A 14,854-nucleotide genomic window follows, 5' to 3' on the forward strand; every position below is an offset into this window, starting at 1 on the left:
GCACTACCTACCCGTGCTCGGGACTTTCACCCGTTAGATTGCGCCCATGCCGGGCTCACATAAAAAAAGCAACAAACCTTAAATCGGTTTGTTGCTTTTTGTGTTTTAAGACTTAATTCTGGGTGGCCAGGAAGGCGTCAATTTCGGCAGCGGTGGGCAGCGATGGTTGCGCACCCAGTTGGGTACAGGTCAGGGCACCTGATGCACTGGCATACTTGGCCGCTTCCACCAGGTCGCTCATTTCGACAAAGGCCTTGGCCAGGGTGCCGGTGTAGGCATCGCCGGCGGCGGTGGGATCGATGGCGTCAACCTTGTAGGGCGGAACCATCACATCCAGGCCATCGCCATAGAGATACGAGCCGCGATCGCCCAGTTTCAGGACCACAAATTTACAGCCGTTGCGTTCCATCAGCTTTTTGGCGGCGGCCCGACAGGATTCTTCATCAGCGGGATAGATGCCGACCAGGGCTTTGGTTTCGGTTTCGTTGGGGGAGAGGATCGTTACCGGTGGCAGTTTTTCCAGCGGGTAATCCTGGGCCGGGCCGGCATCGAGAACTGTGATAATACCTTTTTTTTTGGCCAGTTCAATGGCTTTGGCATTGGTTTCCAGCGGGATTTCAAACTGTAGCAGGACGGCATCAAAATCGTTCGCAAACACTTTTTCCAGTTCACCCGGAGGGGTCAGCATATTGGCTCCGGGAAAGATGATCAGGCGGTTTTGACCGTTGTCTTCCAGCGTGATGGCCACAAAACCGGTATTGGCACCATCTTTAACGATGGTGAAGGTGGTATCCACGCCTTCTTTTTTCCAGCAATCGAGGAGATATTCACCGTTGGAATCATTGCCGACGGTGGCATATGCCGAAACCTGGGCTCCGGTCCGAGCGGCTGCCACTGCGGCATTACTGCCCTTTCCTCCAGGTGCATTGCGGTAATCGTGTCCTAAAACACTTTCACTGGGTTCTGGTGCCCGTTCACACCGAAGAATAAGATCCATCATAACACTGCCGACTAATAGAATTTTAGCTGCCATAAATAGCCTCCTTTAAAATTTACCGGGTCAACCAGCGAAAACGAAACAATTAAACTTCAGGGCAAGTACCAGACCAGAAGTCGAACAGATTGATCCCAGTGGTATGAAAATTTTACATAAAACCCGGCGGTTTGTTTACATATGGAAACATTATCACGCAGTGAAGACGATGTCAATTGAATTAAATGGGAAAATTTGAACGTTCATCTAGAAAAAATTGAGCTGTTTATAATAGCGATGGAGAATATTTTGTGCTGGCATCATCCCGGTGATGCTAACGCTGAATGCAGATCTAACTGGATGTCGGAAAGTAAAGCGGATTTGCCCTTTCTAATTGACAAAAGCGCTGCTTTTGTTTAGAATGAGTTCAGTGAAAATCTCAGTGAAGATCATCGTAGAGAGTGGTAGTATCGAGACGTTGCGATACACGCTCTTTTTTAGTAGCTTATTGATGCGGATTTAACCTCGTTATTACACAAAGAATGAGAAAAAACAGGAGAGAATAGAATGAAGAAAAAAATTTCCAAACCGTTGCTGATCGGCGGTATTGCTTTGCTGGTCGTCATTGCTCTGGTGGTCGGCGTTGTTCTGATGTTGTTCGGGGGCGGTAAAAAAGAGGTCAGCAGCGATCCCCTTAACCTGTACAATAAAGTGCTGGTAGGAATGCCGAAAGAAGAAGCCGAAAAAATTCTGAAAGTTGAAGGGTCGGTCAAAGGGAAGGGCTTTAATTATATCGATGAAAACACTGGCTATGGGGTAACGGTGAGCTACGACACTGTGGTGGCAGTGACCACCGAAACGGATGCGGAAGAAGCCCCTGAGGTAGCGGTATTTAAACAACTCTACGTGCCGGACGATACCTATCTGGATGCCCTGGTCAACGCCAATGTAACAGCGGATCAGGTTAAGTCCCTGAAAGAAGGGATGTCTTATGAGGAAGTCAAAACACTTTTTGGTGGGGTGGACGGGATCGAAATCAACTCGGCCTACAATAAGAAGGATGCCGCCAACTCCTACTCGGTGATGGCCTGGATCAATCCCGACCGCTCAGTAGCCTATCTGACCTTTCTTGGCTACAAGGGCTCCCTGAAAGTCTTCGAATTCCGGCCGGCAGAATAAATAAAAGCGCAACCGTCACAGGTTGCGCTTTTGTCGTCTAACTACCGTATCGACTAATTGTTAATCTGTTGTTCGCTGCGCAATGCGAAATCCGCTACGCTTCTTTCGCATTGGTCGCGGGCAGTCGCCAACTATAAACAAGTTTATGATTGGCGACTGCCTGCGCGCAGAATCGGACAGGCTTTGCCGTGTCCGCTCCGATGCGTACAACATGATGTAACAATTGTCGGTACTGGGTTTGTATCAGTTTTAAGATTTAAGTATTCCAATAGGGTTGCGCTTTTATTATTCGCTTTTTAGGACTGCGATAATTTCGTCGATAATCTGGTTGGCCTCGTCATAGGGAATTTGACAGGTACCGACCATATGATGACCGCCGCCGCCGTATTTGAGCATCAGTTTGCCGATATCAGCTGTACAGGTACGGTTTAGGATGCTGTAACCGCAGGCAATCGAAACATTTTGTTTCTGTTTGCCATCGACAATCCAGAGCGATACGTTCTGGTCCGGGTAGAGGCTGTAGATCATGAAACGGTTACCGGTATAGATGGTTTCTACGTCCCGTAGATCGGTAACAATTACATTGTCGTCGATTTTGGTATGGGACGCAACCATTTCGGTAAAGAGTCGGGCCTGATCATTGTAGAGTTCAACTCGCTCCTTGACATCCGGCAATTCGAGAATATCTTCAATGGACTGGTTGCGGAAAAGGTTGATCAGTTCTTCCATTAACTGATAATTGCTGATCTGGAAATCCCGGAACCGTCCTAATCCTGTCCGCGGATCAGAGATAAAGCCGAGCAGGATCCAGCCGGTGGGATTTAAGATCTCCTCCCGGGTTAGATTGCCAGAGTCCACCTTATCCACCGAAATAATCATCTCATGATAATAGGGGAATTTGGCGGCGCCGCCGTAATACTCATAAATGATCCGGGCTGCCGATGGTGCCAGACGGCTTTCGCCGGCAACGCCGGGATGCCACCCCATTCGATCTTGTTCTGAAGAATGGTGATCAAACCACATACCGCAACCGGGTACATAGGGAACATTGGCCAGCACATCATTTTCAGTGGGGGAAAAGAGCCCGTCCTGCAGGTCTTTGGGATGAACAAAAATCCAGTCGTCAATGATGCCGGCTTCTTTTAACAACATGCCGCAGATTAAACCATCAAAATCCGAACGAGTAACTAAACGCATATGAAACCTCCTAAGAAAAAATACTAGCTAAATGCCACCGTAAATTTAAAAGCCGCCAAGGCTGCAGGTTGTCGACAAACTACCGTACCGACCAATTGTTAATCTGTTGTTTGCTGCGGGATCGGACAGGCTTCGCCATGTTCGCCCCGATGCAAACAACATGATGTAACAATTGTCGGTACTGCTTTATCCAAATGTCTACAGCTGCATACCCTTTGGGATGTTAATATCAGTAAGAATTTAGAAACAGTTTTTATATTGTACCATTTAAGAAGCAGATTTTCCATCTTTTCAGCGAAAAAAATCAAGGAACAATCGGGGCTTTAATTAAGAGACTTAAGATATTTTGAAAATAAATATTAAAAAGTTTGCTTTATTGATTGTATCGTGTTATTATAAGTAAGAACTTAAATTAATAGTAAATGAATTTAACATTAATATTTTTTAATTGGTACTATGCTTTACAGTATTATCCTAATTTAGAAATGTAGTTGTTATCCGTATTACAAGGATTTAGGGAATAAAATTAGGAGGTACTCATCAATGAATGGTACAGTAAAATGGTTTAACTCAGAAAAAGGTTTTGGATTTATTACAGGGGAAGATGGTAAAGATGTATTTGCACATTTTTCACAAATCCAATCAAGCGGTTACAAGTCTTTAGAAGAAGGCCAAGAAGTTTCTTTTGAAATCACTCAAGGACCTAAAGGCCCACAAGCCGAAAATATTCAAGTTATCTAATAACAAGAACGTTTAAACTTATGCCTGAAAATGGCATAAGTTTTTTTTTATCTTGTCACAAAAATTACAGCACCGATCCCTGATCTTGAATAGCAATTCTTAAAAACTGCTTTGGCTTTACAGGGAACAGGAAAGGGTTTTATGTCAACAAATAATATTGAAGCAATGAAAAAAATTATTGCCGCGAAAAAGAAACAAAGTGCCCAACAAGGAATCAAAGGCGATAAACCTGAACAAAACAGAATTAGTCAGCGAAAGGCCTTTAAAACAACCAAACGAGGCGGATTTTTTGATAAATAAAGCAAATTTCTAAGGAACGCTGCCGGCGTTCTTTATTTATGATAGCGGTTGAGCGAGAAAAGTTCGACCAGAGGAACATTTTAAAAATAAAGGAGAACATATTGCAATTTGAAGATTTAAATATAATTGAGCCGATTCAGAAGGCTCTTAAAGTAGAAGGATATACCGAGGCCACCCCGATTCAGGAAAAGGCTATTCCGTCTTTGCTGGAAGGCAAAGATTTATTGGGCTGCGCTCAGACCGGCACCGGAAAAACGGCGGCCTTCGCCATTCCAATTTTACAAAAGCTTTCCTATGAACAGCGTAATCTTAAGGGCAATCGCCCGATCAAGGCATTGATCCTGGCACCGACCCGGGAACTGGCGCTACAGATCAGCGATTCATTTAAGGCCTATGGCAAGTTTTTAGGACTACGAACCCTGGTTATTTACGGGGGCGTATCCCAAAATCCCCAGACCAAAGCCCTGGGTGCCGGCGTAGATATTTTGGTGGCAACGCCAGGACGGCTTCTGGATCTGATTAATCAGAAATACATTAAGCTGGGACAGATTAACTCCTTTGTACTCGATGAAGCAGATATGATGCTGGATATGGGTATGCTTCAGGATGTCCGCAAAATCATCAAGCACATGCCGGTTGAGCGACAGAATATGCTTTTCTCGGCGACGATGCCGACGGAAATTGCCAAACTGGCCGGTTCGATGCTTAATAATCCGGTTAAAGTCACAATTACCCCGGTTTCATCAACGGTTGAAGTGATCGAACAGAATGTATATTATGTCAATAAAAACAATAAGATCAACCTGCTGGTTCATCTTTTGAAAAATAAAGCTATTGTTTCAGCGCTGGTTTTTTCCCGAACTAAACATGGGGCCGATAAAATTGTCAAACATCTGGAGCGTTCCGGCTTTAAAGCCCAGGCTATTCATGGTAACAAATCCCAGAACGCCCGACAACTGGCTTTGAATAACTTTAAAGAACGAAAAACCCGGATCCTGGTAGCCACTGATATTGCCGCCCGGGGCATCGATATTGAAGAACTGTCCCATGTCTTTAATTATGATTTGCCGGAGGTTCCTGAAACCTATGTGCATCGGATCGGCCGGACCGGCCGGGCTGGTCTTGGCGGTATCGCCATTGCATTCTGTGACCAGGAAGAAATGCCCTTACTTGAAGGTATCGAAAAACTGGTCTTGAAATCAATCCCGGTGGTTGAGGTTCACCCCTTTCCCCTGGTGGCAGTGCCGGAAGAGCAAAGAGTACCATCGTCACGACGGCCCTCGGCCCATCAGGCCTCCGCACCTCGGAATCGTCGGGGCAGCGGCAGCAGCTCGGGGAAAAATACCGGCGGAAAAAAAGATCGGGATCGTTTTTATGCGAAAAACAAGAAAAGAGATAGTCTGTAAAGCTTGCGTATTTTAAAGCCATCGGGGTATGAATTATTCTAGCAGCGAGAAGTAAATACTGCTTGACGAATGCTAATGATAACAATTAAAATTAGTAAATAGGAATTTTTTCGATTCTACAAAAAAAGGCGGTGGATTTATGAAAAATATTAGCGTGATGATAGTCGATGATTCAACTTTCTCAATAGCTGTGCTCAAACGGATGCTTCAAAAAGAGGGGCTGGAAATAGTCGGGACGGCCCTGAACATGAAAGAAGCAGTCGAAAAAGCTCAGGAGCTCAAGCCAGATTTAATTACAATGGATATGACCTTGCCGGACGGTGATGGAATCGAGTGTTCACAAGAGATCTTTAAACATTTGAGTGATACAAAAATCATTGCCATCAGTGCGATGATGGATGAAGAAATTATCCAACGGGCTAAAAAAGTCGGCATCAAAGGTTATTTGCAGAAACCAGTGGATCAGACCGATCTGGATGCCGCCATCGAACGGCTTTTTGAAGGCGAAGAACTTTTTGGCGTTTTAAAGAGCAATTTTGAAGAAGCTTTTAAAGAATCGATTTTCAGTTTCCTGAAACGGGAAATCGGCGGGGAAGTGGTGGTTGAAAAGGTTGCTGATCATGCGACGACCACCAATTCTTCGGGGATCTCGGTCGCCATCGGGATCATTGGCCGCCACGACGGCCGCTTAATCATGGATATGTCCGAAGCGACGGCTCTGGGGATGACCCGAAAAATCCTTCAGGACGATGACCAGCAGATCGACGATGCCATTAATTTCCTCAGCGAATTTACCAATGTTATCGGTGGTAACGCCTGCTCGCTCCTAAACGGGCTTAATCGTTCCTTTGGTCTTCGGGTTTCACCGCCGACGGTGTTCCGGGGCAAAGATATTACTATCTCCATCGGCGATATCATGAGCGAATCGTTTATCATCAAAACCGATCTAGGTGATGTCTTTATGAATGTGGGTTTCCAAAAGGGGGATGTGGCATGGATGTAGCAATTATTAATTCCTTTATTGCATCCGTTACGGATGTGATGCCGCAGCTGGGGTTTGGTAGCATTATCATCAAAAATCAGCTGGAAAAGTCGAAAAAAATTGTCGCCAGCGGTATTGTCCTGACGCTGGGGATTGTCGGCGATAAAAAGGGTAATGTGGCTTATGCCATCGACACCGAGGGCGCCAAACAGATTGCCTCGATTATGATGATGGGGATGCCGGTGGATGAACTGGATGATATGGCTAAAAGTGCCATTTCGGAGCTGTCCAATATGCTCACCGCCAACGCCAGCATTAATCTCTCCAACGAAGCCATCACGGTGGATATTTCACCGCCAACAATGCTGACCGGTGAGGACATCGAACTGAGCATGAGCAAAGATGAAGTCATGTGCGTGGAGTTTGATATCGACGGCATCAAGCTGGAAGTCAATGTGGCTTTGGATTAAATAGGTTATCGATGAACTACCGTACCGACCAATTGTTAATCTGTTGTTCGCCACAAGCTCGGATAGGCGTTGCCGTGTCCGCCTTGATGCGTACAACATGATGTAACAATTGTCGGTACTACAGAGGCTTAAAAAAAAGACATCGTTTTTTACGGTGTCTTTTTTGTGCGCAAAATAAAAAATCCCCGTGATGCCGTATGAGAATTCGGCATCACGGGGGTCTGGTTTAGGATGTTTACCTGGTCAGGTCGAACTTGCTGACCATGTTTTTAAGCAGTTCCGCCTGGCTGTAGAGTTCTTCGCTGGCGGCGGCGCTTTCTTCGGCGGTGGCGGAGTTGGTCTGAACCACCTGGGAGACCTGATCGATACCAACGTTAATCTGGTTGATCGACGCGGTTTGCTCGTTGGAAGCGGCGTCAATCTTACCGACCAGGGCGGCGACCTTGGCCACGCCGTCGACAATTTCAGTAAGCGATTCGGCGGTGTTGTTGGCGATCACAGTGCCCTCGGAAACCTTGGCGATGGAACCTTCAATCAGTTCGGTGGTTTCTTTGGCCGCTTCGGCGCTGCGGCCGGCCAGGGTCCGGACCTCTTCGGCGACGACGGCAAAACCCTTGCCCTGCTGTCCGGCCCGGGCAGCTTCGACCGCGGCATTTAGGGCCAAAATATTGGTCTGGAAGGCAATATCATCGATGACTTTGATGATATTGGAAATCTTCGCCGATGAAGCGTTGATTTCGGCCATCGAACGGAGCATCTGTTGCATCTGGACGTTGCCGTTTTCGGCATTCTGCTGGGCGGTCAGGGTCAGCTGGTTGGCCTGATTGGCATTGATGGCGTTTTCCCGGGTTTGCACCGCCACTTCTTCAATGGAAGCATTGAGCTCTTCCATCGAGCTGGCCTGTTCGGTGGCACCCTGGGCCAGGGCCTGGCTGCCATCAGAAACCTGGCGGGAACCCGAAGCGACCTCGTCAGCGGAATGATTGATGTTGCCGAGGATCTCATTGAGCGAGGTCATCGTATCATTCAGGGAATTTTTGATAATCGCATAGCTGCCCAGATAATCGCCGGTCATCGCTTGGGTCAGATTGCCGGCGGCCATTTGTTCAAGGACGATGGCCGCTTCGTTAATTGGCTGTTCGATGGCGTCGAGGGTCTGGTTGAAGCCCTCAACGATATCCCGATAACCACCGGAAAAGCGGGACGCATCACTGCGGACTTCCAGCTTACCGTTGATCCCGGCCTGAGCCAGATTGCGTGATTCGGCAATCAGGTTGTCGATGGTGGTCAGGGTAGCGATAATCGATGGGGTCAGTTGATCATTATCGGAACGCTTGCCGACGGCTACGAATTCGTTCAGCCGGCTGGTATCGCCCTGGGAAATATCGATAAAGGCATCCTGGACAGTGAGCAGGCGGGAATGAACCAGGTTAATTTCTTCAGCAAACTCATCCATACTGCCTCTATAGCTGCCGACCATGGAAAGGGTGTAATCATTGGCGGCCATTTTGTTCATCACTTGGCGGGCTTCATTGATCGGTGCCAGCAGCGAGTTCAGGGTATTATTGAAACCTTCAATGATTTTACGGAAATCACCGCTGTGTTGGCTAGCATCAGCCTGGATTTCCAGCTGACCGGCGGTGGCGGCCTGAGCCAGCATATTGACATCAGCGACCAGGGCATTGATATTATCGATACAGGCATTGAGGTTTTCTTTAATGGTATTAAAGTCGCCATGATAGGTGGCGGTGATTTTCTCCGGAATTTCGCCGCGGCTGATCTTATCGACATAGTCGGCGGACATAGTCAGGGGCTCGACCACAGCATCCAGGGTATTGTTGACGCCAACGACGATATCGCGGTACTTGCCCTGGAATTTGGAGGCATCGCCACGGATCGATAAATGGCCGTCGGTGGCCGATTGGGTCAGCTTTTCGACCTCGGCTTCGAGGTTCTTGAGGTTTTCGACGACTTCAATCAGACTCTTCGACTGGATATCCTGGTCGGATTTGACATCGACGGCGACATTGAGATTTCCCAGCGAAATCTGTTCCAGGGTGGCGATGTTTTCCTGAATATTTTCGGACAGTTTCTGGAAGGACAGGCCCAGCTTACCCAGCTCATCCTCCCGGCTGATGATTGCCGCCGGAATTTCGCTGTCAAAATCGCCTAATTCGGCCTTATGGAACAGCTCGGTGATCAGGACAATCGGATTGACGACGCCTTTGATCTGTTTAACAATGATAAAGCTCAGCACGATCAGGGTTAATAAAAACAGGCCGATCAGCTGGAAAATCAGGGTCATAATCGGGGCATTGAGCTCGCTTTGGGGCTCCATAATCGCTAGCGTCCAACCGGTGGCGGGGATAGGGGCGTAATAGATATTGTTTTTGCCGGCATCATCGCTGAAAACGCCGGTGCCGGGCGCGCCGCCGAGCATGCTTTCACCCAGGGCGGCCAGACTGGTATTGGGGTCTTCCTGCAGATTGACGCTCATCGCCTTCGTAGCATCAGCATCGGCGATGTAGAGGCCGTTCTGATCGACCAGGAAAGCCCGGCCGGTTTCGCCGACTTTGATGTCACTGATCATAGCCTGGAGGCTGGAAAGATCGATATCGCCGGTGACGACGCCTTTAAACTGCTTGTTGCTGTCGTAAAAACCTTGGGTGGCGGTAACCAGGGAAATCCCCAGGGTCTCATCCTGATAGGGGGCCGACCAGGCCACGGTGTCGCTGCCATTTTTTCCGGCCAGATACCATTCCTGATTGGGAAAGTCATATTCGTCAGTGCTGTACAGCGCTTCGGCAAAGCTGACCGTGCCACCGTCGCGATAAGCATAGGGCCCAAAATATTTGATGCCCGGTTGATAACCATTATAATCAAACCAGACGCCGGCGCCATAGGTGTCGGCATTGAGGCCCACATATTGGGTCAGCAGCGCGTTGTATTCCGGAACGGTCAGCTGCGTCCCGGTGACACCAATGGTTTTGCTTAAACTGCTGACTACCTTGCTGTGGTTGTCCAGGGACTGTTCCACCTCGGTGATAATCTGACTGAGCTGGAGGTTCATCCGCTCTTCGATTTGCTGGTTTTCGGTGTTGATGCTTAAAACGGTGACAGCAATGCCAATCACCAGCAGGGCCAGGGCTACAAAAATGATCACCATCGAGGTGATTTTATTACCGATTGAATGTTTGTTAAAAATCTTCATCCTGATTTCCGCCTTTTCTTTTTTGAGAGTACCGGAGTACCGTGAGCTTTGAGCCCAGTTTCGCACGAAACAATTTCTACACTGTACGGCGTACAGGCTACCGCCTGTTCGCCTACACGTTACGAAATTGTTTTCGCGCAGGTAATGAGCCAATCACAAGCTTGCTTGTAGTTGGCGAATGCCCGCGAACAATAAGAAATTCGCAGAGCGATTTCTTATTGTTGTGGAAACTGCACCCAAAGCAATCATTGTTCGTAGGTTAATGACATCGAGTCGCTTTATTTATACCACATTTTATCGTATTCTAAACGGGTACGCCATAAAATCTTGGTTAATAAGGGGTAGATTATCGGTCGCTTCAGGAGGTTTGGGCCTGGAGCTGTAAAAAATTCTGACCCAGCGCCTTGCCGATATTGGGCAGACCGAAGCTGGTAAACAGCGCCATCAGGGCTGTCCAGTAGGGCGGGTAGAGCCCCTGACCTTTGCAAAGCAGCGGTTCCTGATCAGCGATGATAATTTTTAAATCCCAGCCGAAGGCGCTGTTGCCATGTTCCGGGGCAGCATCGGCGAGGTACTCAGCTTTCCAGTCCCGCACATAAAGCCCCCAAAAATCCGTCAGCAACTGCTGCCATTGTTGGTGGTCGATGTAAATCTCCGGCAGATCCGGGTAATAACAGAGAAACGGCCCCTCGATGGTGGCCCCGGCCGGGGTTTTGGTAAAGGTCAGATTTTGACTGGCCGCCCCCTGCTGATAGGTGTTCAGTACAATCTGGCGGGTCGTCGCCACCAGCTCCCGGTGATCACCTCCGAAAGTAGTCTGGCAGTCCCCGCAATAAAGCAACGGCAGGGTCGCCGGACTGGTGTTGGTGCCGCCACATTGTGGGCAAATAGTTGGGCTCATATGGGCCTCCTTGTATGCAAAAATTTATGTTAGCTAATCGGGAAAGTGCTGTGAGCTTTGCCGGCAGTTCGTAGAACAATTTTGGATTAAACTTGAGGTTGGCACTTTGCTATCGTACCGACCAATTGTTAATCTGTTGTTCGCTGCGGAATCGGACAGGTTTATCAATCTGTTCGCTCCGATGCGTACAACATGATGTAACAATTGTCGGTACTTGGTTGTGAAGTAATATAATCAGTATGTTCTTTTTCATTGCAAAATTATTTTAAAACCGACAGCAAAGCTCACGACAGTCAAAATCAATAGATCCGTGTGTTGGTGGTGACTTCTTCGATGCATTCGCCCAGCCATTCAATGTAGGATATTTCGCGTTTGATAGCCGACTTCAGGACGATGTAGTCGCCGTATTCGGGACTCTGGATTTTGGAAATATCTTTGGTGTCCAGCAGTATCCGCATGTTGTTTTGCAGCTTTTCCAGTTTTTCCTGACGTTGGGTCAGCTGGTAGTGAAAGTGCGCCAGGATTTTCTCATTGGACATCGACTCGATAAAATAGGCTTTGAGCCTGAAGATGTCTTTGGGGGTCGGGTCCAGCAAATCCTGCTGCAGTAGCCAGTTTTGGAAATCCTGTTTTCCTTTTTCAGTAATCGAATATATTTTTTTGCGGAGTTTGTCGCCCTCGGGCAGGGTTTCAAAGGTGATCATCCCTTCGTCGGTGAGTTTTTTCAGCTCCGGGTAGATCTGGCTGTGTTTGGCATACCAGAAATTGACCAGCTCCATATTAAATACTTTCATCAAATCGTAACCGGTCATGGTTTCCCGGTTAATGAGTCCCAGGATGGCATATTTTAATGTTCTCATTTTTTTAGGCCTTTCGTTTTTTGTCAAATAGTTTTACCCTTCTATTTTATCTGATTTTGACCAAGAATGCATTTGTTTTCTTGCCCAGTTTGAGATTTTCCCATCAGGAAGCAATTTATTTGCCTTGACTAGATTAAAAAGAATCATTTACAATAATAGCACAGGGTGTTAATCGAGAAATGAAGTGATGTGCTGTACCGTACCGACCAATTGTTAATCTGTTGTATGCGCGCAATTCGTACAGTTGCGTATATTGTTATTATTATAAAAATAATGAACTTTCGCAACTGTTCGCCTTGAGGCATACAACATGATGTAACAATTGTCGGTACTAGGATAGGCTCTAATTAACAGGCTGGAATTTGAATTTAAATAGAATGGAGAATTTATGAAAAATACTAATAAAATGGATAGTGTCGTGACGCCGGAGGGCAAAGAACGAGACTAGGCCTTTAGCCCTCCAAACGTATGAAATTTATATAGGTAGTTGCGTAAAGCTGAAAGCAAGAACAAAAGTTGCTTTGATGTCGGTTTCCGCAAACAATTTAGTAACGTGTAGGCGAACTGGCGATAGCCTGTACGCCGTACAGTGTAGAAATTATTTGGCGCAAACCGGCAGCGAAGCTCACGGCTGTCTCGCAATTATCTAGATCAATAAAATTTGGAGGAAAAAAATGAATAAGATAGATTTGGAAAATTACGGATTAGATCAGCGGGTTAAGCAGGAAGCCAGTATGTATCAGGGCTTGTTTGTGGCGCGGGTGACGGAGCAGCATCGGGAGCTTTATAAGGTGATTGGTGAAGCCGGTGAATTACTGGCGGAGGTGTCGGGGAAGTTTGTTTTTAATGCAGGGGATAATACCAGCTTCCCGGTGGTCGGCGACTGGGTGATGATCGACCGGACCGATGAAGGTTCGGGGAATGCGGTGATCCATCAGGTGTTAAGCCGGAAGTCCCTGTTTGAGCGCAAAGCAGCCGGAACGGGTGGCGGCAGCCAGATTGTCGCGGCCAATTTTGATCTGGTGTTTATTTGCATGTCACTAAACAACGATTTTAATCTGCGCCGGCTGGAGCGTTATTTATCAATTGCCTGGAACAGCATGGCCCGGCCGGTGATCGTCCTGACCAAAGCCGATCTCTGTGATGATTTAGCGGCCCGGCTCAACGAAATATTCGCGGTCCGGGTGGGAACCGATGTGGTAGTCTGCTCCAGTGTTGATAACCGTGGCTATGACGAGATCGCCGGTTATCTGGCCCCGGGCAAAACGATAGTCTTTCTGGGCTCATCCGGAGTTGGAAAATCGACCATTATCAACCATCTGATCGGCTCCGAGGTGCTGGCCACCAAAGGTCTGCGAAGTGATGACAAGGGCCGGCACACCACCACCCATCGGCAGCTGCTGCTGTTACCCGGAGGCGGCGTGGTCATTGATACGCCGGGGATGCGGGAACTCCATCTGGACAGCGCCGATCTGTCCCGCTCCTTTGCCGATATTGAACGCCTGGCCGAACAATGCCGGTTTGGCGACTGCAGCCATAGTAGCGAACCCGGCTGCGCGGTCCGTGCCGCCATTGCAGCCGGGCAGTTATCTCAAAAACGGTTTGAAAACTATCGCAAGCTGCAAAAGGAATTGGACTACGAAGGGCTCAATTCCCGGCAGCTGGAAGCCGAAAAGATCAAAAAGATGTTTGGCAGCAAAGGCGAAATGAAACAGCTGATGCGCCAGGCAAAGAATAAAAACAAACACTAGCTAACGCGGGTGTCAGCAGCAGGATCTCAATGATCGGAAAGCCCGCGCAGCAATAGTCCGGGCTTTTGTTCGGAGACGATCAGCTTGTCGGCATGGGCCGACTCAATGAAAAATAATGAGGGATTTGAACGTCAATCCCGATTGACATCCGAGGAGAGGTTTAGATGATTAGAAAAATAGAAAATAGCGATTTAGCAGCGGCGGTGGAGCTGGCCAATGCGGTTTTTTACGAATTTATTGCCGATGGCTACAGCGCTGAAGGCCGCCAGACCTTTACCGATTATCTGGACTTTAAGCTGGAAGAAATGGCTGAGGATCTGGCCAGTGGCCATAAGAAACTATGGGGTTTTTATCAAGACGACCAGATTATTGGGGTCATTGGGACCCGGGATGAATTCCATGTCTCGCTGATGTTTGTCGATCGGAACCATCACCACCAGGGCATTGCCCGGGCCTTATTCAACACCGTCCTGGCCGATTTAAAAAGCCGGCAACCGGGAAAACCCTTTGTCATGACCGTCAATTCGTCCCCCTATGCGGTGGACGTTTACCGCCGTTTCGGCTTTGAAGAGACCGCCCCGGAACAGGTTAACAAGGGGATCCGGTTTGTGCCGATGAAGCTGATGGTAAAGGGCTGATTGTGAACCAAAATTTGCTTTGATGTCGGTTTCCGCAAACTATTTCGTAACGTGTAGGCGAACAGTTCGTAGAACTGTACGCCGTACAGTGTAGAAATTGTTTCGCGCAAACCGGCAGCGAAGCTCACGGCAGTTATGCAATTGCGGCGAAAACCAGTTTGGAAGTTTCTTAATGATGGCGTTATCAGAAAAATTTAATTTGACAAAAGCGGCCATATCGATTATGCTTGATCTAATTTAATACT

At 47.8% G+C, this 14,854-nt stretch carries 13 protein-coding genes; 8 read left to right on the plus strand and 5 right to left on the minus strand.

Annotation, left to right across the window (positions count from 1 at the left end):
* Positions 1–112 precede the first annotated feature (112 nt).
* Positions 113–1,033, minus strand: coding sequence for a ribokinase (locus tag ABGU93_RS07495; RefSeq protein ID WP_347412856.1), 921 nt, complete (start codon positions 1,031–1,033; stop codon positions 113–115).
* Between the two features lie 507 nt (positions 1,034–1,540).
* Between ABGU93_RS07495 and ABGU93_RS07500 the strand changes: the two genes are divergently transcribed.
* Entirely contained in the window at positions 1,541–2,152 is a 612-nt protein-coding gene (locus tag ABGU93_RS07500; RefSeq protein ID WP_347412857.1) for a hypothetical protein, read from the plus strand.
* 285 nt (positions 2,153–2,437) lie between these two features.
* On the opposite strand, the gene ABGU93_RS07505 is transcribed toward ABGU93_RS07500, so the two are convergent.
* Positions 2,438–3,349: an exopolyphosphatase gene (locus ABGU93_RS07505; RefSeq protein ID WP_347412858.1), complete on the minus strand. Its 912-nt coding sequence runs from the start codon at positions 3,347–3,349 to the stop codon at positions 2,438–2,440.
* Positions 3,350–3,892: 543 nt separating this feature from the next.
* Here ABGU93_RS07505 and ABGU93_RS07510 point away from each other — a divergent pair.
* The 5 genes from ABGU93_RS07510 (at position 3,893) to ABGU93_RS07530 (ending at position 7,248) form a co-directional block, all read left to right on the plus strand.
* Positions 3,893–4,090 carry a cold-shock protein gene (locus ABGU93_RS07510; RefSeq protein ID WP_111886821.1) on the plus strand — a complete coding sequence of 66 codons (198 nt, stop codon included), beginning with the start codon at positions 3,893–3,895 and terminating at the stop codon, positions 4,088–4,090.
* Between the two features lie 141 nt (positions 4,091–4,231).
* Positions 4,232–4,390, plus strand: a complete 159-nt coding sequence (locus ABGU93_RS07515; RefSeq protein ID WP_347412859.1) for a hypothetical protein — start codon at positions 4,232–4,234, stop codon at positions 4,388–4,390.
* A gap of 101 nt (positions 4,391–4,491) precedes the next feature.
* Positions 4,492–5,796, plus strand: coding sequence for a DEAD/DEAH box helicase (locus tag ABGU93_RS07520; RefSeq protein WP_347412860.1), 1,305 nt, complete (start codon positions 4,492–4,494; stop codon positions 5,794–5,796).
* Positions 5,797–5,935: 139 nt separating this feature from the next.
* Positions 5,936–6,799: a response regulator gene (locus ABGU93_RS07525; RefSeq protein WP_347412861.1), complete on the plus strand. Its 864-nt coding sequence runs from the start codon at positions 5,936–5,938 to the stop codon at positions 6,797–6,799.
* On the plus strand, positions 6,790–7,248 hold the full coding sequence (locus tag ABGU93_RS07530) for a chemotaxis protein CheX (protein ID WP_347412862.1): 459 nt from the start codon (positions 6,790–6,792) through the stop codon (positions 7,246–7,248). The genes ABGU93_RS07525 and ABGU93_RS07530 overlap by 10 nt, the downstream gene beginning before the upstream one ends.
* A 235-nt stretch (positions 7,249–7,483) precedes the next feature.
* On the opposite strand, the gene ABGU93_RS07535 is transcribed toward ABGU93_RS07530, so the two are convergent.
* The 3 genes from ABGU93_RS07535 to ABGU93_RS07545 form a co-directional block, all read right to left on the minus strand.
* Positions 7,484–10,459: a methyl-accepting chemotaxis protein gene (locus tag ABGU93_RS07535; RefSeq protein WP_347412863.1), complete on the minus strand. Its 2,976-nt coding sequence runs from the start codon at positions 10,457–10,459 to the stop codon at positions 7,484–7,486.
* A gap of 358 nt (positions 10,460–10,817) precedes the next feature.
* Positions 10,818–11,360, minus strand: coding sequence for a hypothetical protein (locus tag ABGU93_RS07540; protein ID WP_347412864.1), 543 nt, complete (start codon positions 11,358–11,360; stop codon positions 10,818–10,820).
* A gap of 299 nt (positions 11,361–11,659) precedes the next feature.
* The gene (locus tag ABGU93_RS07545) at positions 11,660–12,220 is read right to left on the minus strand and encodes a PadR family transcriptional regulator (protein WP_347412865.1); all 561 of its coding nucleotides are present in this window, start codon (positions 12,218–12,220) and stop codon (positions 11,660–11,662) included.
* A 674-nt stretch (positions 12,221–12,894) separates the two neighbouring features.
* On the opposite strand from ABGU93_RS07545, the gene rsgA reads away from it, so the two are divergent.
* Positions 12,895–13,971 carry a ribosome small subunit-dependent GTPase A gene (gene rsgA / locus ABGU93_RS07550; protein ID WP_347412866.1) on the plus strand — a complete coding sequence of 359 codons (1,077 nt, stop codon included), beginning with the start codon at positions 12,895–12,897 and terminating at the stop codon, positions 13,969–13,971.
* Positions 13,972–14,135: 164 nt separating this feature from the next.
* Entirely contained in the window at positions 14,136–14,609 is a 474-nt protein-coding gene (locus ABGU93_RS07555) for a GNAT family N-acetyltransferase (RefSeq protein WP_347412867.1), read from the plus strand.
* Positions 14,610–14,854: the final 245 nt, after the last annotated feature.

The sequence above is a fragment of the Acetobacterium sp. genome (genome assembly GCF_039830195.1).
Classification (GTDB): Bacteria; Bacillota; Clostridia; order Eubacteriales; family Eubacteriaceae; genus Acetobacterium.